The sequence below is a fragment of the uncultured Roseovarius sp. genome (assembly GCF_947259555.1).
In the GTDB taxonomy this organism is placed as follows: domain Bacteria; phylum Pseudomonadota; class Alphaproteobacteria; order Rhodobacterales; family Rhodobacteraceae; genus Roseovarius.
Genome location: NZ_CAMYMD010000081.1, coordinates 19033 through 40356, shown reverse-complemented (window position 1 = coordinate 40356; position 21324 = coordinate 19033). Strand labels below are relative to the sequence as shown.

Below are 21324 nucleotides of genomic sequence, written 5' to 3'. Positions count from 1 at the left end.
GGCGCGGGTTTCGGCGGCGGCGGCCGGGGCCGCTCCGGGATCGTTGGCCGGTTTGGGCGCGTCACCGCGCAACTCGGCCACCCGCGCGGCCAGCGTGGCCAGTTTCGGGCAGCGGAAGATGTCGGTGATGCCGAGGCGTTCGACGCCCAGTTCGCTGCGGATCTCGCGATGTGCCTGCACCGCCAGCAGGGAATGCCCGCCAAGGTCGAAGAAGCTGTCCTGCGCGCCGATGTCCGACACGCCGAGGATGCGCGCCCAGATCGCCGCGATCTCGCGTTCGATATTGTTGGCGGGGGTGAGGGGGGCCGTGGCCTTGGCCGGGCGCGGCGCGGTGACTTGAGCAGGCGCGGGCAGTGCCTTGCGGTCCACCTTGCGGTTGGGCGTCAGCGGGAAGGCGTCGAGCGTGACGACATGGGCAGGGATCATATGCGCGGGCAGGTGCTGCGCCAGATGCGCCTTGACCGTGGATTCGCTTGCCGTGCCGCGCAGATATGCCACGAGGCGCGGATCATTGGGTGTGTCCTCGCGCAGGAGCACCACGGCCTGCTCGACGTCGGCGCAGGCCTCCAACGCCGCCTCGATCTCACCCAGCTCGATCCGGTAGCCGCGCAGCTTGACCTGTGTATCGGCCCGGCCAATGAAATCGAGCCGCCCATCGGCGCGCCAGCGCACGAGGTCTCCGGTGCCGTAGATGCGCCCCCCTTGCTTTGATTTTTCGGGGCGGAACGGATCGGGGCGGAAGCGGTCGGCGGTGAGATCCTCGCGGCCCAGATAGCCGCGCGTCACGCCATCGCCGCCGATCCACAACTCGCCCGGCTGTCCGACCGGTACGGGCTGCATGTCGTTGTCCAGAACATACGCTTGCGTATTGCTGATCGGCGTGCCGATGGGGCAGGGGCCGGGCGTATCCTCGGCGGGGCCGGTAGTGGACCAGATTGTCGTCTCGGTCGGCCCGTACATGTTGGTGATCTGCGCGTCGGTGAGGCCGCGCAACTCCTGCACCAGACTGCCGGGCAGCGCCTCGCCGCCGAGCATCAGGTGTTTGATCCGCCCGAGCGCATGCTGCGCCTCGTCATTCATCGCGATCATCCGCGCCATCGAGGGGGTGCATTGCAGATGCGTGACCTTGTGGCGGAGGATCTGCGCGGCGATGGAGAAGTCATCGTCGGGGATGCCGCCCACCTTGTTCGACCGCTCCAGCACGCGCGCCAGCGGTCGCAGCCCGTCGAGCACCTGTCGCACCGGGATGCCGTAGTCGATCAGGCAGGCCACCTCATCGACACCGATGCGCTTGAGCTCTTCCACCCGGGCGACGCAATCCTCGACCGTGCCGAAGAGGCCGGAATCGTTGAAATACCGCTCGAAGGCGAAATCGAGGATGCCTTCTAGTTCCTCGTCCTCCAGCGAGCCGAGATCGAGTTGAAAGGCGTTGTCCACGCCCTTTGGTTTCTTGAAGGCCGGGAACGCCCAGGCGTATTGCTTGATGAGCCCGGCGGCGGAGCGCAGGTAGTCTTTCATCGGTTCACGCGCGACGCGGGCGGCCTCTTCGCGGCTGTCGGCCACGTAGGTGTGCAGCATCAGCGTCACGGTGAAATCGGCCGGATCATGGCCCGCCTCGCGCAGCGCGGCATGGTAGAGCGCGATCTTGTCGCCCACCTCCTGCACCGATTGACCCAGAAGATGGGTCAGCACATTGGCGCCGTTGGCCCCCGCCTCGCGCCATGTTTCGGGGTTGCCGGCGGTTGTCACCCACACCGGCAGGTCGGTGGAGACCGGGCGCGGCTGTGTCACCACCTCGTGCAGCGTGCCATCGGCGCGGGGGAAGCCGACGGCCTCGCCGCGCCAGAGCTTGCGCAGATCGCGGATCGCGTCAAACATCGCGGGCTTGTTGTTGGGCGGTGCGTTTTCCGGGCGCAGGACGAAATCGTCGGGCTGCCAGCCTGACGCGATGGCCATGCCCGCGCGGCCATTGGTGAGATTGTCGATCACTGCCCATTCCTCGGCGATGCGCGCGGTGTGATGCAGCGGGGCCACGCAGCTACCGGCGCGCACCGCGAGGTTCTGCGTGACGGCGGCGACGGCGGCGCCGGTGACCGAGGGGTTGGGATATGGCCCGCCAAAGGCGTGGAAATGCCGCTCGGGCGTCCAGACCGCGCAGAAGCCATGCGTGTCGGCGAATTGCGCGCCTTCGAGCAGGGACTTGTACTTGTCGCGCCCGGTGCCGTCATCGTTGCCCCAATAATAGAGGCTGAACTCCATGCCGCGATCCGAGGTGGCGATCTGCCCCGAGGAGACGAGCGCGCGGCTTTCGTCGCCGCTGAGCACAAGGGTGTAACCGCGCGCCAGGCTGTAGAAGAGTTCCAGCACCGAGATATCGAAATTGAGGCTGGTGACGGCGAGCCAGACGGCATTGGGCGCGGTCGGGATACGGTCCTCCATCCCGGCGAAGAAATTGGCGAGGTTGCGATGCGTCACCATCACGCCCTTGGGCTGCCCGGTGGAGCCGGAGGTGTAGATCACATAGGCCAGATCGTCGGGCCCCGCGCCGCCGTCGGGGCCCGTGTCGGGCGCGGTGGCAAGGCGTGTATCATTGTCGATGAGCAGCCGTTGCGCGCTGCCCTGCGGCAGGGTATCGGCGACGTCCGAGCGGGTGATTACCACCCGCGCGCCGCTGTCGCTCAGGTAATGCGCGAGGCGGTCGGCGGGATAGCTTGGGTCCATTGGCACATAGGCGCCGCCCGCCTTCCAGATGGCGAGCGCGGCCACCACCATATCGGCAGAGCGCGGCAGGCAGAGCCCAACCAGCACGCCGGGGCCGACGCCCATCTGGCGCAGCACATGGGCGAGGCGATTGGCGCGGGTTTGGAGCGCGGCGTGGCTCAGGGTCTCGGCCTCGAAGACCAGCGCGCGGGCCTCGGGGGTGTCTTGCGATTGCGCCTCGATCAGCCGGTGAATGGGGCGAGCGTCATAGGGGGTGTCGGTGCGGTTCCACGCCTCGACGGTCAGGTGGCGCTCGGCCTCGGGCATCGCGGCGCTCTCACCGCGCCCGAGCGCCTCCAGCCGTTTGGCCAGCAGATCGGCCATCGCGGGGGAGAGGCGGGCGGGATCGTAAAGGAGCGCCGGGGTATCGGTCAGATCGACGGTCAGCGCCGTGCCGGGAATGAGGCCATTGCCCGCCCGGCGCAGCCCCACATGCGGGCGGTGTGCGGCATCGAGTGCTGCGTCGCGGGCAAAGAGATCGAGCGCGAAGGGGCCGCGCGCGTCGGCTTGCTCCAGGTCCTTTGCCAGTCGGTTTGCCTCAACCGGGACCCAGGGGCAGGCGAGATCCGGTGCCGCGGCCTGTGCCGGGCCGGCATAGGCCAGATGCGTGCCCTCGTCGCCGCCAAGCCGCGCGGCCCATGTCGCGATGGCGGCAAGGGATGTCTCGGGTGCCAGGTCGAGCGCGCGGCGCTCCGGTGTGGCACTTTCGTTGGCGGACAGGGGCAGGGTGATCGGCTGCATCGCCGCCAACATCCTGCGCCAGGACCCGTCCTGCCTGGCGAGATCAGCAAGCGCCTGCCGGTCCCTGTCAGAGGCGGGCGTGACAACTTGGCCCACCGGCGCGCAGGCGAAAAGATCGACCGTGCCGCCATCGGGCGCGGTGATGCCGCTCAGGCGCAGCGCGCCATCGGTGGTGGCAATGGTTAGCCGGGTGCCGTCATTCGCTAGCACGGTTCCAGGTGCGCCGTGGCCCGGCACCGGGGCGGCCTGACTGGCCAGCAAGACCTGATCGCCGAGGCGCAGGCGGGCCTTGCAGAGCGGGTTGAAATAGCCGCCATGATCAAGCGCGCGCACCACGCGCGCCAGATCGGCGGCAGGGCAGGTGAAATCCAGCCACGCCGCTGCGGGCCGGTCGTCGCGGGCGTGATAGCTGCGCTGCCCGCCCTGCTGTGGGATGAGCCCCGGTACGCCCTGTTCCAGCGCGCCGACCACGTCGCCAAAGCTGTCGAGCGCCGCCGCGTAGCACTTGGCGTTGAGGGTAAAGGCGGTCTCATCCGGTGCGATGTCGAATAGGCGTTGCGCGACGATGCGGCCCTCGTCCACCCCGCCTTCGATCAGATGCCAGGTGATGCCGTGTTGCGCACAGCCCTCAAGAATGGCCCATACCGGCGCGTTCAGCCCGGCATGGCGAGGCAGGGGGCCATCATGGAAATTCACCGCGCCGCATGTGGCACGGGCCAGTACCCCCTGTGGCAGCAGGTCGAGATTGGCGATGGACAAGAGCCAGTCGCAGGTCAGATCCCCGAGCCGGTCGGACAGGTCCGTGCCGGGTGCTTCGACCCGTATCCCTTTGGCCTGCGCCCATGCGGAGACATCTGCGTGTCGTGTCACGACCGCAGAGATCCGGTGCCCGCGTGCCAGCCACGCCTCGCCACATTGCAAGGCGAGGGATTCATTGCCGATGAGAAGTGCCTGCATCATGCGTCTGCCTTTCCTCTACCGCTGCCCCGCAGCGTCGCGCCCACATCGCCCAGTACCAGATCGCGCAGGAAATACGGCGGGCGTGCAGCCTTCTTGCGGCGGATCACTTTCCAGACCGTACCGAGCGCCGCGCCGGTCAGGTGCGCCAATGTCACAAGCGCGAGATAGCCGCGCCCGTGGGCCTTGATGAAATAATACCGACGCGAGGCGAACCAGTAATCGGGCACCCGCTGCCAGCCTTTCATGCCGGTGCTGACCGAGCCGATATGCTCGACGCGGCTCGTCGCGACGTAATGGGTCTGCCAGCCGGCTCGGGCGGCCCGCAGGCAGAGGTCGGTTTCTTCGAAGTAGAGAAAGAATGTCTCGTCGAAGCCGCCGATGGCGTCGAGCACGTCCTGCCGGATCATCAGGCTTGCGCCCGCCAGCCAGTCAACCGGCTGCGTGGCCTCGGGCACCGGCAGGGGCACCGCGTGACGGCGCAAGAGGCGGCTTATGGGGCCGATGCACGCGGCGCCTTCGAACTCGCCAAGGATCGACGGGAAGCGAAAGCAGGTGACATGCGGCGCGCCGTCAGGCCCGTGGATATGGCTGCCCGCCAGCCCGGCTCTTGGTGTCTTTTCAAGATGTGTCAGCAGCCCGGAGATGGCATCTGCGGCGGGAAAGGCGTCTGAATTGAGGATATAGACGAAATCGGGGCGCGTGCCGTCCGCCAGCCCGGCGCGCATGCCTGCGTTGTTGCCCGCGCCAAAGCCGCCGTTATAGCCGGACTGGACGACACGCACCCGGTCCCAATCCGCCGTGCCAGCTTGCAGTTTTTCAAAAGAGCCATCGCCGGAATCGTTATCGACGATTACGATTTCCCCCGCCACGTCCTGCATCGCGCGATGCGCGGCGGCGGCGGATTTGAGGCACATCTCGGATGTGCGCCAGTTGAGAATGATCGTAAGTACGCGCGGCCCGGTCATTCGGCAGCCTCCTTGTGCACGGTCTGACCTGTGTCGCGTTCGGTGCTTTGATCCTGCTCTGCGGCGTCGATCGCGCGGCGCATGCGCCCGGCGAGAACGCGGACATTGGGCTCGAGCACCATTGAATCGTGGGTGCCCGGCACCTCTGTCACCGAAAGGTTCGGCACGTAACCCGACCAATCGTTATCAGGCAGGACATAGGCGCGCTCGCTGCTGACCCAGAGGCCGTTCGAGACCTGCCACTTGCCCGATTGCGGGGGCCGGAACAGGTGGACCCGTCCGTCCCATGGGCGGACATCGTAGCGGGCAATCGCCCGGTAGAACGCGGCCTCGATCTCGCTGTCGTGAAACTCGTGCTCCGCCGCCGTATCCTGCTGTTGCGGGCGCCGCTTGGTAAATTCCCATGCCACGCGGCGTGCGGCCCATTTGAACGGATAAAGTGGCCCTTCCGCCTTAAGCTCCTGCCACTGGATCAGCATCCGGTCGCGCCGCGAGAGCGGCCGTCTCTTGGGCAAGGGGGTGTCGAGCATGATGACGATTGCCACCTCTTCACCCGCGGCCCGGAGTTGCAGTGCCATCTCGTAGGCCGTGATGCCGCCCCCGGAAAAGCCGCCTAGAAAATATGGCCCATGTGGCTGGATCTGCCGCAGCTCCGCGATGTAGTCCTGTGCGGCCTCGACGAGATCGTCATGCGGTTCGGCACCGCCATAGAGGCCCCGCGCCTGAAGCCCGAAGAACGGCCGGTCATCACCGAGAAGATGCGCAAGGTGCCGCAAGTTCAAAACGTTGCCGAACATGCCCGCAACGAGGAAGAACGGCGTTTTCGGCCCGCCCTCGCCGCGATGCATGGGCACCAGATGGGTAAACCTGCGGGCAGGCTCTGCCGCGATGGTCGTGGCCTCTGCCTCATCTTGCGGTCCGATCTGCGCTGTTATGAGCGCGGCACAGGCGCGGATCGTGGGGGCCTCGAAAAGCACCGATATCGGTAGATCGACCCGGTAGGCCTTGCGGATCATCCCGAAGAGACGCACGGCGATCAAAGAGTGACCGCCAAGGTCGAAAAAGCTGTCCTCCACCCCGACCTGATCGAGCCCCAGAAGTTCTGACCAGAAGCTTGCGAGCCGTGTTTCGACTTCACCTTCGGGCGCAATGAAGTCGCCATCAAGGTCAGGCCGTTCAAACCGTTGGCCAGACGCCTCGGACGGCTGCGCGCTTGCCTCTGTCTGGCGGATAAGGCCGGGCAGATCGAGAGAGGATACCACCACCTGTGGCAGTCCCAGTGCCATGGCGCGATGAAACGCCTCGGCCCCGTCCGCCGGAGTTATTCCTTCGCGCAGGTTGTGGCGCAGGCGTTCCTCGGCGGGGCTTGCCGGGGCATTTCCCGTGCTGCCCTCGAACCTGATATCGCCGGGGCGCGGTGCCACGAGGGTGAGCCCGCCCTCTTGCCGTCTGATGGCGAAATCGTGAACCTCGACAAGCACCTCGCCGGATGGAGCGCAGAGCGTGATATCGAAGCGCGCGGTTTCTCCGTCTGATCGGTTGTCGCCGGCATTGCGCACGTGAGACCAGACCTCTGCCCCGAGCGGGGCATGCACGCGGACCGATCCATAGGACATCGGCACCCAGAGGTCCGATCCGTCATAGCCTTCGATCAAACCCATGGCCCAGCCCGTAGCGATATCCATCAGCGCGGGATGCAGCAGACACCCGTGCTCAAGATCCGCGAGGGCCGTCTCGGGCAGTCGCAGCCGCGCCAGCCCTTCACCCTGACCGAGCCCCATGGAGCGAAGCACGCGCCAGCGCGGACCGAAATCCAGGTGAGCCTCCTGCGGAGCAGTGAGGGCCGTGTCGCCGGCATCCTGCCATTCAGGCATACGCAGGCGTATGCTATCTATGTCCAAAGGCTTGGCTTGCGCGACTGGCAAGAGATCAATCGCGGCCTCGGCGAGCGTAAGCCAGCCTCGCCGACCGGCCTGAGTGTGATCCGCTTCGATCCGCGCCTGATAGCCCTGATCGCTGCGCGACAGCGTGAGCCTAAGGTCGCGCGTGCCGATGTCGGGCATGTCCAACGCGCGCAAAAACCACAGGTCTCGGATCTCGAAGGCTGCCTCTTCGCCCTGAATGCGAAGCGCCTCGGCGAGAAGTTCAAGATAGCCGGTGCCGGGCATGAGCGCCTGACCGGATTTGGTCCGATGCTGATCAAAGACCCAATCCTTCGAGGTATAGTGCGCATGAAATACACGGTTGCCGTCAGCGTCGTGACTTGTCTCTGAAATCAGCGGGGCGTTCACTGGCTGGCGCGGGCTGGCCACTGCCGCGCCGCTTTGCTGTGCCACGGCCTCTGCGGCCATGCCGACCTCGGCCCAGATGCCCCAATTGAGCGCCGTGACCCGTGTCTTGCCGTTGGCGCGGGACCGGGCATAGGCATTGAGATACTCATTGGCCGCCACATAATCGACTTGTCCGGCGGGGGCGGTGGCGGTGGAACTGGAGGAGAACAGCACCAGCCAGTCGAGCGTGCCATCGGGAAAGACCTCTTCGAGCACCTGTGTGCCATGGATCTTGGGAGTGAACACGTCCTCGATCGTATCGGGGCCCTTGGACAGGAGTGGCCCGTCGGCAATCACGCCGGCGGCATGGATGACACCGTTGATCACGCCAAACCGCGCTGTGATCTGGTCACGTATGCCCTGCATATCCTCGATATTGCTGACATCCCCGGCGACGACCATCACCTTGCCGCCCAGCCCTTCCAGCCGCTCGACGGCCGCGATGCGCCGGGCCAGTGGATCGCCCGCGCCGCGCGTGGCCATGACGCGCGGCCAATCCTCGCGCGGTGGCAGGGACCGGCGGGCCATCAACACGATGTTCGCGTCGTACCGCCTTGTCAGATCTTCGGCCAAGGTCAGTCCGATGCCGCCGAAACCGCCGGTGATCAGGACCGTATCACCCCTGCCGATCGGGCTGTCTCCCGGCTCCAGCGCCTCGGCGCGCCAATTCATCTCGTAACGGCGTTGACCGCGCAAGGCCGCCACGTGGGAGCGCGGGTCTTGCAACAGATCCTCAAGCAGCTGGTCCACCAGCGCGGTGTACGGTCCGCCGGTGTCGGGTAGATTCACATCAAGGCTCGCCGCCGTCATGCCCGGCAATTCGCGCGGAATGACCCGTACCGGCCCCATGACGGTCGATTTTTCCGGATAGCGCAACGCTTCGTCGCGGATTTGCGCGGCGCCATTTGTCACTGCCGTCAGGTGGAGGGGGCCAGAAAGCCCCTCGTCAGCCATCGCCTGCGCCAAGAACAGCAGGCTGTAGAAGCCTTGTTCCTGAACCCGGTGAAAGAAGCTCGATCCCGGGCGGTGGCGTTCGCTGTGCGTGACCAGCCAGAAATGCGCGACCCGCGTTGGTATGCGGTCCTCGCTGACCAAGGCCCGGATCAGGGCGTCATACCCTTCGCGCCCACGCTCTGCCGAGAGCGAATAGCGCCCGGCGCTCAGCTTGACGAAGGCGTCACCGGCCACAACATACGTCACCGTATGCCCGGCTGTTTCGAGGCGCTTGCCAAGATCCTCGGCAAGCCCGGCGTCGTCCTCAAAGATCAACCATGTCTCTTTTGGTGCCGCGGCAAGATCGGCGTCCGATGCGATCTCGATCTCGGCAAGATGGGGCTGCCAGTGCGGGCGATAGCCCCAATCGGTCAGGTCGCCAAGCCGGGTGGGCCACTCAGTGTCGACGACATCCCGGGCCTTGCCCGGCGCGATGAAATAGGGCCGGTGTTGAAATGCGTAGGAGGGCAGGGGAACGCGGGCGCGGTGTGCTTCGCCCCAGATCTGCGGCCAGTCGATCTCGGCGCCCACGGCCCAGACGCGGGCCAGCATGGCCATGAAATATTCGTCGTCGGCGATGCTGTCCTCGGGGTGACGCAGGGTGCCGATGACCTGATTGGGTGTGATGGCACCGTGCGCCTGTGCGAGAGACGAGAGCGCCTTGCCGGGGCCGACCTCCAAAAAGACGCGGTCTTTGGTCTCTGCTAGCCGGGTGAGGCCATCGGCGAAATGCACGGTGTGTCGCAGGTGGGCTGTCCAATAGGCGGGGTCGGTGGCCTCTTGCGCCGTCAGGTAGTCACCTGAGCGGTTGGACATGATCGGAATTTGCGGCGGGCTGAGCTGGATCGAGCACAGGTAGGCGTCGAACCGTTCCAGAATGGGGTCGAGCATGCGCGAATGTGCGGCGATGTCGATGGCGATGCGCTGTGGCTCGATCCCGTCGGCGCGCAGGCGCGTGTCGAGATCATCGAGCGCGGCTTGCGGCCCCGAGATGGCGGTAAGGTCGGGGGCGTTGAGGGCTGCGATGTCGAGATGCGCGCCGAGATAGGGCTGCACGGCCTGAGCCGACAGCGGCACGCTGAGCATGCCGCCCTTGGGCACGGTATCGAAAAGCTGCCCGCGCAGGTGGACGAGGCCGATGCAATCCTCAAGGCTCATCACCCCGGCGAGGCAGGCGGCGGTGTTCTCGCCCATGGAATGGCCGATCAGGGCGGCGGGGGTGACGCCCCAGCTTTGCCAGAGTTGGGCCAGCGCGTATTCGGTGATCATGATCAACGGCAGTTGCATCGAGGGCGTCTTGAGCCGCTCATCAGCCGCTGCCAACTGACCGGGGTCAGGCAGCCAGAGCGCGCGGATGTCGTAATCGAGTTTCGGCGCGAGGATATCGAGGCCGCGATCCATCCACTCGGCAAAAACCGGCTCGGTCTCGTAGAGATCGCGGGCCATGCCAGCGTATTGCGCGCCCCCGCCTGGAAACATGAAGACCACATCCGGGTTGTCGAGCGCCTGATGGGTGAAGACGCGGCGGGTGTCGCCCTTGTCCAGCCGCTCTGCCGCCTCGGCATGGCTGCGCGCGACGGTGACGCGACGCCGCTCGAAGGCGCGGCGGCCCTCCTTGAGGGTATAGGCCACATCGGCCAGCGGCTCATCGGGGTGGTCGCGCAGATGCGCGGCGAGGCGGGTGGTGGCGTCGTCGAGGGCGGATTTCGAGCGGGCGGAGATCACGAGCGGCTGGAACGGCCAGTCGCTCTCCTCGGGGGCAGCACGGGCGGGCGGCTCTTCCAGAACCACATGCGCGTTGGTGCCACCGACGCCCAATGAGTTCACCCCGGCGCGGCGCGGGTGGTCGCGCTTGGGCCAGGGGGTAAGGCGGTCATTCACCGAGAACGGGCTGCCTTCAAAACCGATGGCGGGATTGGGGGCCTCATAGCCCAGAGAGGGCGGCATCTCGCCATGATAGAGCGCCAGCGTGGCCTTGATCAGGCTGGCCACGCCCGCCGCCGTGTCGAGATGGCCGATATTGGTCTTGACGCTGCCGATGCGGCAGAAATCGCTCGCTTGGGTCGTCTCGCGGAACGCTTGGCTGAGGGCCGCCACCTCGATCGGGTCACCGAGATAGGTGCCGGTGCCGTGGCATTCGATATAATCCACGCTATCCGCCGTGATGCCCGCCACCGCCTGCGCCTCGGCCACCGCCGCCGCCTGTCCATCGACCGAGGGCGCGAGATAGCCCGCCTTGGCCGCGCCATCATTGTTGACCGCAGAGCCCTTGATCACGCCCCAGATATGATCGCCATCCGCCAGCGCATCCTCGAGCCTGCGCAGCACTACCATGCCCGCGCCGGAGCCAAAGACCGTGCCTTGGGCGCGATGGTCAAAGGCGTGGCATTCGCCGTCGGGCGACAGGATCTCGCCCTCCTTGTGGATGTAGCCGCGGTTCTGCGGCAGCTCGATGGTCACGCCGCCCGCGAGCGCCATGTCGCATTCACCATTGAGTAATGATTGCGCGGCATAGTGCACGGCGACAAGCGAAGTGGAACAGGCGGTTTGCAGGCCGAGGGATGGCCCCTTGAGATCGAGGATATGGCTGAGCCGGGTGGTCAGGAAATCCTTGTCATTGCCGGTATGGCGCAACAGGAACATGCCGACATCGTCGACCAGATCGCGGTTGGAGCAGAGATTGAAGTAGAAATAGCTGCCCATGCCGCAACCTGCGAAGACGCCGATCGGGCCGGGGAAGGTCTCGGGCATGTGGCCCGCATCTTCCAGCGCCTGCCACGCGACCTCGAGAAAGCGGCGATGCTGCGGGTCGAGGATCGCGGCCTCCTTGGGGCCAAAGCCGAAGAACTCGGCATCGAACATCTCGAACCCGTCGAGCGGGGCGGCATAGGGCACGTAATCGGGGCGGCGGATCAGTTGCGGTGTCTCGCCCGCCGCGAGAAGCGCCTCTTCGGTCATTCGGCGGATGGCGCTGCGGCCTGTGCGCAGGTTTTGCCAATACTCTGACACGTTCCGCGCACCGGGCAGGTGCGCGGCCATGCCGACAATGGCAATCTCACTACCGTCGGACGCCGATGTGTTCATGTCGTTGGCCATCAATAACCGCTGCTGAAATTGTATAGTCTCAGGTATCTCTCTACAATACGACGGTTTTGCGGCACTCGATTGGCAATACAGTAGTATCCGGGCTCACCAGCCCGAGAGCGTTGCAAGATCGGAGATTGCGCCAATGTTCAACCAGACAGCGACAACGCCCACGGTGATACCCAGACCTGCCATCAACGCGTCATGCAGCGGGTCCCAGGCCCGCATGCGCCGCGCCAGCCAAACGACCACGGGATAGGCGATGCCCATGGCCGCGCCATATCCCAGAAGGGCGCCCATGAGGCCGCCCCATTCCAACCCGGCAACGAGTGCAAGGATCATGACCGCCGCCTTGGCCAGCGTCAGGATAAAGAACCGCCGGGAATCGCCCGCCGCAAGAGACGCCTGATCGTAGGTCATGACGATGATTTGCGGAATCTGCATCAGCGCCATCAGAACCACCACGGCGCCCGCCACTGCGTAGCGGTCGTCATACATGAGATCGACCAGCCAGACCCCGAGCACCGCGAACCCGAACGCCAATGCCATGAGGCCGCCGGTCACGGCAAACCGCATGCGGCGCAGCTTGGCGAAGTTTTGCGGGCCATCGCCGGGTGGCAATTCGCGGTAAATCGGGATCAGCAGGCGCCAGGTCAACATATGGCCCAGCAACATCGGAAACGAGGCGAGAAAGAAGCCGATGTTGTAGACGCCGAAGACATCGAAGCTCAGGTACTTTCCGAGGATAAGCTTGTCTGCCTGATTGAACAGAAAGCCGCAGATCGTGCTGAGAAAGATCCACTTGCCAAAGCTGATCAACTCTTTTGCCGCCGGTGGCTCCCACCTGATGCGGTTGGTCGCATCCGACAGGCAGGTCCAGAACAGCACGAGCGCGAGGCCCGCGCTCAGGACGCCGGACACAACGAGGGCCCAGACCGACTGCCACCACCATGCAAGCGCCACCGCCGCCACGATACCGGCGATCTGAACCGCGAATTCGATGGCGGTGACCCGTCCCCATCGCAAATGCCGTTTGGCGGTATCGAGCGCAGTCGGGTTGAACCCGGTGAGCAGGAGCGACAGACCGGCGACCGGCAAAAGCTGCATCAAGAGCGATTCGTCATAGATCCATGCAACCGGCCATGCGAGCGCGCAGGCCACCAGCCAGAGCCCGATGCCGCGTGCGGCCTGAATCGTCCATGCCGTGTCGAGAAATGCAGGGTCGTCGCCCCGCTTGCTCTGCATGATGGCGGGGCTGACGCCAACGTCCGAGAATTGCATCAAGCCCTGGATGATGACCGATACAATTGCCATCACGCCAAAGGCTTCTGGGAAAAGCAGGCGGGCGAGGATCAGGTTCGAGGCCAACCGCAGCACCTGCGATCCACCGAACCCCGCGACGGTCAGGGCCGACGAGCGTAGCGCCCGAGCCAGAAGACCCTCGCCTGTGAATATCGCCGTCACGCGCTGCATGCGTCTTGCTCTCCGTTGTCCTGCCTTGCGCGAGATTTACGGCAATTGCAGGGCGGTTGCAGTGAAAATCCAACAGTCATCGCCCGCGTGCCCAGTGGTCGCCGCCACCTCTCAGGCGCACTGCCAGGGCCACTGTCACATAGGCGACAAAGCCGAGCGGCGCGCGGGCCGCCGCGCGCAACACCCAGTTTGGCCCATTTGGCCGGGCATCGTCGTTGCCGGGCAGGGCCGCATAGCGCCTCGCGATCTCGGCGACACCGGCATCCTGCCGGCGGCGCACGCGGATGAGCGCGCCAAGCCCCTCGACGATAGGCCAGGAGTAGGATGCAGACAGGCCGATGCGCTCGGTTGGTGAGAAATTGAGCCGCGCAAAGGTATCGTCAGAGATGATCGCGGGCCATTGTGCCCAACGGGCCCGTCCGGCGCGGTTCATCGCAAAGAGGCCGCAGCCGGGCACGCCGTGGTGAAAAAACGGCACTTGCCGATAGAAACGGGCGTAGATACGGCTGAACGCGGTGCCCGGTTCGGGGATCACAACTTGCCCGCTGGCATATGCCGGGGTGTCGCAATCGAGCGCGCGGACGATCTGCGCCGCTAGCGGAGGTGACACCCGGACATCGGCATCAAGATAGGCCAGCACGTGGCCCTTTGCGATGTCCTCACCGGCGTTGAGCGCACCAGGCTTGCCGCCCTCCTGAAGATCGACAATCGTCATGGCCCAATCACCGGCGGCGGCGCGATGGTGCTCGGCTTCTGCGACAGTCCCGTCAGTGCAGCCATTGGCAACAACGATGACCTCGGCCCCCCCCGGTACCGGGTCCGAGGCAAACAGCGCCTCAAGGCATGGGCCGATCATCCCGGCCTCGTCATGGGCGGGCACGATCACGCTCAGCCCCGGCTTTTGCTGCTCGGTCAACACAGGGTTTCCAATTCCTTTGCCCGTCCGCCTGTCACGCGCCTGAATGCCATGCTACATCTTATCTGGCAAACTGGCGGTAAGCGGAACCGGAAATGGACGAAAAAGCACCCGATCCTATGCATCTTGGCTATCTGGTGCCACAGTTTCCGGGCCAGACACATATTTTCTTCTGGCGTGAGTTGGCGGATCTCGAACGGTCGGGGGCTGTGGCCCATATCTTCAGCACGCGGCCTCCTGCGGCGGGTCTGATTTCGCATGACTGGTCAAAAGAGGCGATGGCGCGCACCACCTATCTGGGGCGTCCGAGCCTTGTTGATGTCATCACCGGCATTGCGCGCGCGCCATGGCGTGCGATCCTGCGCGAGAAGGGCGGGCGCGGTTTTCTCAGGGATGTGGCGATCTGCCTGCCAGCGGCCCGGGCGCTCATTCGGGAATGCCGTGCGCGCGGTATTGATCATGTGCATGCCCATTCCTGTGGCCGCGCGGCGCTGATCTGCGCGCTTGCGCGGCTGATGGGGGGGCCAACATACAGCCTCACGCTGCATGGTCCGCTTGCGGATTACGGCCCCGGGCAGGGGTTCAAGTGGCGTCATGCCAGTTTTGCCACGATCATCACCCGAACCTTGCTGCGCGAGGCCCGGTCTGCCCTCGGCGCAGATCTGCCCGCCGATGTCACAATCCAGCCGATGGGCGTGGATACCGATGATTTCAAGCGTGACGCACCTTATGAGCCACCAGTCGCCGGCGCGCCGTTGCGTCTTTTCGCGTGCGGGCGGCTGAATGTGGTCAAGGGTCATCAGGATCTGCTGTCGGCGTTGCGGCTCTTGCTGGATCGGGGCGTGGATGTGCAGCTTGACATCGCGGGTGAGGATGATGCGGGGGGCTCGGGCTATCGCGCGGAGTTACAGGCTCATCTGGACGCGCTTGGCCTTTCAGCGCATGCCCGCCTGTTGGGTGCGATCAGCGCGGCAGAGGTGCGCCGTCATCTGCTTGCGGCGGATGTTTTTGTCCTCGCAAGTTGGCATGAGCCGTTGGGCGTCGCGTATATGGAGGCGATGGCCTGCGGCGTGCCAACCATCGGCACCGACGCGGGCGGGGTTCGCGAGCTCATTTCGCATGGTGAGACCGGCATGCTGGTGCCCCCGAAATCACCCGAGGACCTCGCCGATGCGATCGCCGAGCTGGCGGCGGATAGCGCGCTCTGCGCGCGTCTGTCAGAGGCCGGTCGGGCCAGCATCGTGCGCGATTTCCGCTCGACGTTAGGGGCCGAGGCACTTCTATCCGGTACGCGTCGCGCGGCGGGACGGTCGGATTAGGGAGGTGGATCGGGGGATCGGCTACTCACCTGACCCCGTATCATGTGAGACCGCGAGGTCTGCAAGGATCGGGCAGTCGGGGCGGTGGTCGCCGGCGCAGCAATGGATCAGATGTGCGAGCGTCGCGCGCATTGCAGTCAGTTCCGCGATCTTGGCGTCAATTTTGTGCAAGTGGCCCTGTGCTATGCTTTTGACATCCGCGCTGGCACGGTCTTCGTCGCCGTAAAGTTCCAGCAGGCTGCGGCAATCCTCGATCGAAAATCCAAGCGATCGAGCCCGCCCCAGAAAGCCAAGCTTGTGCAAATCCGTCTCGCGAAAGCTGCGATAGCCGTTCTCGCTCCGTTGCGGCCGGATCAGGCCAATGTCCTCGTAATAGCGGATCGTCTTGGCGGGCAATCCAGAAAGCCGGGCGACTTGTCCGATGTTCATCGAGGACCTCTTAGTGTGCCGATACGGGGGGAGCGGTTTTCTCCGGGGTACGCGGGCGCGTGGCCTCGGCTTCGTCCATCTCGGGACGCAGGCGGCGAAGCCGCAGCGCGTTCGAGAGCACGAACACCGAACTGAATGCCATCGCTCCGGCGGCCAGAACCGGCGACAGCAGCACGTCGAAGGCGGGATAAAGCACACCAGCGGCGACCGGGATGAGCGCGATGTTGTAGCCAAAGGCCCAAAAGAGATTCTGACGGATGTTGCGCATCGTGTGGCGCGAGACCTCCAAGGCGTTGACCACGCCGCGCAGATCGCCGGACATCAGCACCACATCGGCGGATTCAATCGCAACATCGGTGCCGGTGCCGATGGCGACGCCGACATCGGCATGGGCAAGCGCCGGGGCGTCGTTGATGCCGTCGCCGACAAAGGCCACGCGTGCCCCGTCCTGACGCAACTCATCGAGGGCGCTGACCTTGCCATCGGGCAGGACGCCGGCGATGACATGGTCGATGCCGGTCTCGCGCGCGATGGCCTCGCCGGTCTCGCGTTTGTCGCCGGTGATCATCGCAACCCGCAAGCCCGCCTTGTGCAGGGCCCGGATCGCATCCGCGCTCGAAGGTTTGACCGGGTCGGCCACGGCGATCACGCCTGCAACCTTGCCATCGATGGCCGCATAGAGAGCCGTGCGCCCGCGCGCCGCGAGGGTGGCCTCGGTCTCGGCCAGGGTACCGGTCTCCAGTCCCTCACGGTGCATGAGCCGGTCGGCCCCGATCAGCACGTCATGGCCGGCCACGCTTGCCCGCACGCCGTAGCCGGTGATCGACTCGAAATTTTCCACTTCGAGCCTGTCTGCGCCTTCGGCCTTGGCGGTGCGGGTGATCGCCTGTGCAATGGGATGTTCGGACTGCGCCTCGACCGCTGCGACCAGCGACAGCACGTTCTGTCGTTCGAACCCGTCTGCAAGGACCATGTCAGTCATTTCCGGGCGGCCCTCTGTCAATGTTCCGGTCTTGTCGAAGGCCACGAGATCCACCGAGGCCAATTGTTGCAGCGCGTCGCCCTTGCGGAAGAGGACACCCATGTCCGCCGCGCGCCCGGTGCCGACCATGATCGAGGTCGGCGTGGCCAGCCCCATGGCGCAGGGGCAGGCGATGATGAGTACCGAGACGCCTGCGACCAGCGCCAGCGTCAGGGCAGGGTCGGGGCCGATCACCAGCCAGATCGCGACTGTGAGGGCGGCCACTGCCATCACTGCGGGCACAAATCGGAGTGTAATGCGATCCACCAGCCCCTGGATCGGCAATTTTGCGCCCTGTGCGTCCTCGACCATCCGGATGATTTGCGCCAACGTGGTGTCATCGCCGACGCGCGTGGCGCGAAAGTGCAGGCTGCCAGCCCCGTTGACGGTGCCGCCTGTCACCTCGTCGCCCGGTGCCTTGTCCACCGGGGCCGGCTCTCCGGTGATCATGCTTTCGTCCACATGCGCGCGACCCTCCGTCACTTCACCGTCAACGGCGATGCGTTCGCCGGGGCGCACGATGAGAATGTCGCCAGTGCTGATCTCGCTGATCTCGACGTCATGCGGCTCGCCATCGCGAAGGACCCGCGCTGTGCGCACTTGCAGGCCCAGCAGCCGCTCGATCGCCGCGCCGGTGCGGCCCTTGGCGCGGGCTTCCATGTAGCGGCCCACAAGGATCAGCACGACAATCACCGCCGCCGCCTCGAAATAGACCGAACGCACGGCGCTCGGTAGCAGTCCGGGCAGGAAGGTCGCGACAACGGAATAGAGATAGGCCGCGCCGGTGCCCACCGCGACAAGGCTGTTCATGTCGGGGGCCCCGCGCCAGAGTGCCGGAAGCCCCTTGGTGTAGAACACGCGGCCGGGCCCGGCCAGAACCAGTGTTGTCAGCACGAACTGAAAGAGCCAGCTTGCCTGTTGGCCAATCGTCTCGGTGATGAACGCATGCAGACCGGGGATCATGTGGCCGCCCATCTCGATCAGGAAGACAGGCAGGGCGAGGGCCGCCGCGATGAGGGTCATTCGGGCGGTCTCGCGTGCTTCCTCGTCTTTTCGCTCGGATGCTCCGGTGCTTGGCTCGGTGTCGGCCTGCACGGCTGGATAGCCCGCCGCGCGGGCCGCCTCCACGAGGTCGCCGGGCTTGACCGTGCCTTGCGCAAATCTCACTGTGGCGCTTTCCGAGGCCAGATTGACATTCACCTCCATAACGCCCGGCACGGCCGCGAGCGCCTTGTCGACACGGCCAACACATGATGCACAAGACATTGAATCAACGTCCAGTTTCACGCTCTGCATGCGCGGCGGGTAGCCGATTTCTTCAAGCACCGACAGAACGTCCTTCAGACGGGCCGGCTCTTTGAGGTCGAACCGCGCGGTCTCATTCGCGAGATTGACCGATACATTTTCGATGCCGTCGATGTCCGTGAGCGCCCGATCGACCCGCCCCACACAAGACGCGCAGGACATGCCGTCGATGGATACTGTAAGGTGCTCTGCCACGATCTACACAAGCCTCCGGTGTTCTGGTTTCAGTCACTAGATAGGGCTTCCAGCAACTGGAAGATCAAGGGGCGTCTGAGATAAATCTGGACCCGACCAGTGAGACGGCTGAAAACTGCCTTTATGCGCCGTTATGCATTGCTCGGTCAGCGTTGTTTTTTCATCAGCCCGGGAAATGCGCTTTTTTGAGCGCGACCGGATTTGCCGACCCGTCTCGAAATGACGGCCAGAAACGCGCTCGCGGGCTTTCACCGCCGGTGGGGAATTGCGCCCCGCCCTGAGAACGGCCGACATGCAGGCACCAAACGGCGAACGCGGCCTGACCTCACCCCTTGTTGATCGCTGGATCGTGCGGTTGGTGTCAGGCGGGCTGCGCCATGTCCACCTTGACGCTTTGGGTCTGCCCGTCCTTCGATTCTCCGAAATAGATCGTCTGGTGGGGGAACGGGATCTCGATATTACGCGCGTCAAAGATCTGCTTGAGCACGCCATTGTAAGCGCGGCCAATGCCCCATTGCCGCCCCGGGACGCATTTGATCCGGGCGCGCAGCATCACCGCGCTGTCACCAAAGCTGTTGACGCCGAACCATTCGATATCGTCGAGAATGCCGGTGGCCTGATCCGGGTCACCCTTCAACTCTGCAAATGCATCAAGCATTGCCTGTTTGGCCTCGTCGACATCCTCGCGATAGGCGACGCCCATATCGCAGACGAAATAGCCGTAATCCTTGACGTAGTTCGACACCATGTCGACCGATGAAAACGGGATGATATGATAGGCACCTTGCAGGTCGCGCAGGCTGACAGAGCGGATCGTCAGCCTCTCGACAGTGCCGGTGACGCCGCCAACGGTCACGACATCGCCCACGTTCATGGCATTCTCGAACTGGATGAAGATGCCGGTGATGATATCCTGCACCATCTTCTGGGCGCCAAAACCGATGGCAAGACCAAGCACACCGGCTGAGGCCAGAAGCGGTGCAATATCGAGCCCGATCTCGGCCAGCACGAACATCATGGTGATGATGACAAGGGCGATGGTCGCGGCATTGCGCAGCAGCGTCAGGAGTGTCTGCTCTCGTGCTGTCGCCACGGTGCCAAATTCCGGATTGAGCCGGTAATCCACCCAAGAGGTCAATGCCAGCCATATTCCAAACGAAACAAGAAGAACGAGCGACACCGACAGGATCGTCCCGGTCAGCTGCAAGCCAAGCTGGCTGACCAGCCACCCGCGCAGGTCGATCAGGCCGATTGCATCGAACGCGAGCAACACAACGAGCACGAAAATCAACGTGCGAAGCACGAATAGTGCCTTTGGCAAGAATGAGTTGAGACGCAGCTGCAAGAGCGGTACGCGGTCCGAGATGCCGGGCGGCAGGATGACCCCGCGTACCATGGCACGGCTGATAAAGCCTGCGGCCGCAAACCCAAGCAAGCCGACAACAAGGACCTGCCCGGAGGCAAGGAATGTCTCGAACACGGCATTGCCCGGGCGCAGCATTACAATGACGAACATTGCCAAAAGGTAGGCGAGCGCCGGCCAGTGCCAATGCCGCGCCAGATAGGCGAGCGCACCACGGGCACGGCGACGCCGAGGTGCCAGTGGCTCGTCCTCAGGACTACGGTCAGCGCCCGCTTGCGCGACTATTCCCTCGGCCTCGCCCGGCCCAAGCATCCAATCGGTCACAGCCTTGCGGTTGCGCAACACCAGCCAGATCGCAAAGCCCAGAACCGCAAACGCGACAAGGGCCGAGACAGCCCGTCCCGCCGCGTAGGAGATGTTGCTGTTGATGATCGGAACGACCAGCAACTGACCATAGCCCGCGACCCCGACGATCAGGTTCACCCGAGACGAAAGGTAGGCCGCCGCGCGATCACCGATTGGCAGGGGACGCAGCGATGTGGCCGAGGGCGAGAGCACAAGGCGGACCACAACCTTGGCCATTTCGACCAAGAGGAACGCGTTGAGGTAGAGAGTCTGCCTTATCCCGATCTGCCCGAAATCGCCAAGCGCGAGAATTGCCAGCGCATAGCCTGCCGCCCATGCCAGAATGACGATGGTGGCGTCGATCATGGCTGACGTGGCGAACAGCATCACGGTCCGCGCGGCACCGCCGTCACGCGCCGACGCGCTCATTCTCGCATATAGAGACTTTCCGAACCAACGTAGCAGGAAAAAGACGATGACGGTGCTGGCTATGACCAGCGCCAGATCGGCCAGTGCGTCCAGCAATACGCGCGCCTCGCCGCCGCTCAAACCGTCAAAGACGTCTGGTGCGCGGGTCAGTTGCCGCCAGAAACTCGCGCCCCAATCCGCGATGTCCTCTGCGGCCTGTTGCGTGATCAGAGCGATGCGTCGCCCGAAAGACCTGTCCTCGGGAGGGGGGGTGCCGGGCGCGAGTGTCTCGACGATGCCTTCGTCAACGGCGGTCGCGTCCGACAGGCCGCTTTCCCGCAATCGCTCGATCAGCTCTGTGCGCGCGGCCTCATCCTCGATGACGTCGATGAGCAGGTCGACACCTGATCTGGTCTCGGTGCCGGCGCTCGTGCCGTCGCTGTCTTGTGCCAAGGCGGGGCCGAGCAGCATGAAAAGTGAGACGAGAAAGCCTGCCAGATATCGCAACATGTCCCGATGTCTCCGTCGTCGTTTTGATTTTCCGGCACGGCGTGTGCCTCGGGTGTGCTGATCAACAGATCAGGTCTCCCGTTTTCGCGTGGATTCGCCCATACCTATGTGAAACTGCGATGTCGTCAAGGACAGGGGTCCTGAGGTCGTCCAGTGTCTTGCCACGTGCAGGTCTGCATCTTGGGCGTTTTCATTTCTTGCTCAAGA

The 21324-nt window shown here is 64.7% G+C and carries 9 protein-coding genes; 1 reads left to right on the top strand and 8 read right to left on the bottom strand.

All coding sequences use genetic code 11. The features are described from left to right. From Q0X85_RS13215 to Q0X85_RS13195, 5 genes are all read right to left on the bottom strand, one after another. On the bottom strand, nucleotides 1-4461 hold a 4461-nt coding region (locus Q0X85_RS13215), incomplete at its 3' end, for a MupA/Atu3671 family FMN-dependent luciferase-like monooxygenase (RefSeq protein WP_297772558.1). Next, nucleotides 4458-5426: a glycosyltransferase family 2 protein gene (locus tag Q0X85_RS13210; RefSeq protein WP_297772555.1), complete on the bottom strand. Its 969-nt coding sequence runs from the start codon at nucleotides 5424-5426 to the stop codon at nucleotides 4458-4460. The genes Q0X85_RS13210 and Q0X85_RS13215, both read right to left, overlap by 4 nt. Continuing rightward, nucleotides 5423-11833: a type I polyketide synthase gene (locus Q0X85_RS13205; RefSeq protein WP_297772554.1), complete on the bottom strand. Its 6411-nt coding sequence runs from the start codon at nucleotides 11831-11833 to the stop codon at nucleotides 5423-5425. Before Q0X85_RS13205 ends, Q0X85_RS13210 begins: the two co-directional genes overlap by 4 nt. Nucleotides 11834-11938: 105 nt before the next feature. Continuing rightward, the gene (locus Q0X85_RS13200) at nucleotides 11939-13306 is read right to left on the bottom strand and encodes an oligosaccharide flippase family protein (RefSeq protein WP_297772551.1); all 1368 of its coding nucleotides are present in this window, start codon (nucleotides 13304-13306) and stop codon (nucleotides 11939-11941) included. A gap of 76 nt (nucleotides 13307-13382) precedes the next feature. After that, complete coding sequence (locus tag Q0X85_RS13195; protein ID WP_297772550.1) at nucleotides 13383-14225, bottom strand: glycosyltransferase; 843 nt, start codon at nucleotides 14223-14225, stop codon at nucleotides 13383-13385. A 92-nt stretch (nucleotides 14226-14317) separates the two neighbouring features. On the opposite strand from Q0X85_RS13195, the gene epsE reads away from it, so the two are divergent. Next, nucleotides 14318-15541, top strand: coding sequence for an exopolysaccharide biosynthesis GT4 family glycosyltransferase EpsE (gene epsE / locus Q0X85_RS13190; protein ID WP_297772548.1), 1224 nt, complete (start codon nucleotides 14318-14320; stop codon nucleotides 15539-15541). A 21-nt stretch (nucleotides 15542-15562) separates the two neighbouring features. Here the strand turns inward: epsE and cueR are convergent, their stop codons facing one another. From cueR to Q0X85_RS13175, 3 genes are all read right to left on the bottom strand, one after another. Next, on the bottom strand, nucleotides 15563-15970 hold the full coding sequence (cueR, locus tag Q0X85_RS13185) for a Cu(I)-responsive transcriptional regulator (RefSeq protein ID WP_297772547.1): 408 nt from the start codon (nucleotides 15968-15970) through the stop codon (nucleotides 15563-15565). 10 nt (nucleotides 15971-15980) lie between these two features. Next, complete coding sequence (locus Q0X85_RS13180; protein ID WP_297772545.1) at nucleotides 15981-18491, bottom strand: heavy metal translocating P-type ATPase; 2511 nt, start codon at nucleotides 18489-18491, stop codon at nucleotides 15981-15983. Nucleotides 18492-18852: 361 nt separating this feature from the next. Further along, nucleotides 18853-21117, bottom strand: a complete 2265-nt coding sequence (locus Q0X85_RS13175) for a mechanosensitive ion channel domain-containing protein (protein WP_297772544.1) — start codon at nucleotides 21115-21117, stop codon at nucleotides 18853-18855. Nucleotides 21118-21324 lie beyond the last annotated feature (207 nt).

What these genes read in the sequence shown, in the direction of transcription:
- Q0X85_RS13210 (WP_297772555.1), bottom strand. Translation starts at nt 5,426, where the DNA reads ATGACCGGGCCGCGCGTACTTACGATCATTCTCAACTGGCGCACATCC.
- Q0X85_RS13205 (WP_297772554.1), bottom strand. Translation starts at nt 11,833, where the DNA reads ATGAACACATCGGCGTCCGACGGTAGTGAGATTGCCATTGTCGGCATG.
- Q0X85_RS13200 (WP_297772551.1), bottom strand. Translation starts at nt 13,306, where the DNA reads ATGCAGCGCGTGACGGCGATATTCACAGGCGAGGGTCTTCTGGCTCGG.
- epsE (WP_297772548.1), top strand. Translation starts at nt 14,318, where the DNA reads ATGGACGAAAAAGCACCCGATCCTATGCATCTTGGCTATCTGGTGCCA.
- cueR (WP_297772547.1), bottom strand. Translation starts at nt 15,970, where the DNA reads ATGAACATCGGACAAGTCGCCCGGCTTTCTGGATTGCCCGCCAAGACG.
- Q0X85_RS13175 (WP_297772544.1), bottom strand. Translation starts at nt 21,117, where the DNA reads ATGTTGCGATATCTGGCAGGCTTTCTCGTCTCACTTTTCATGCTGCTC.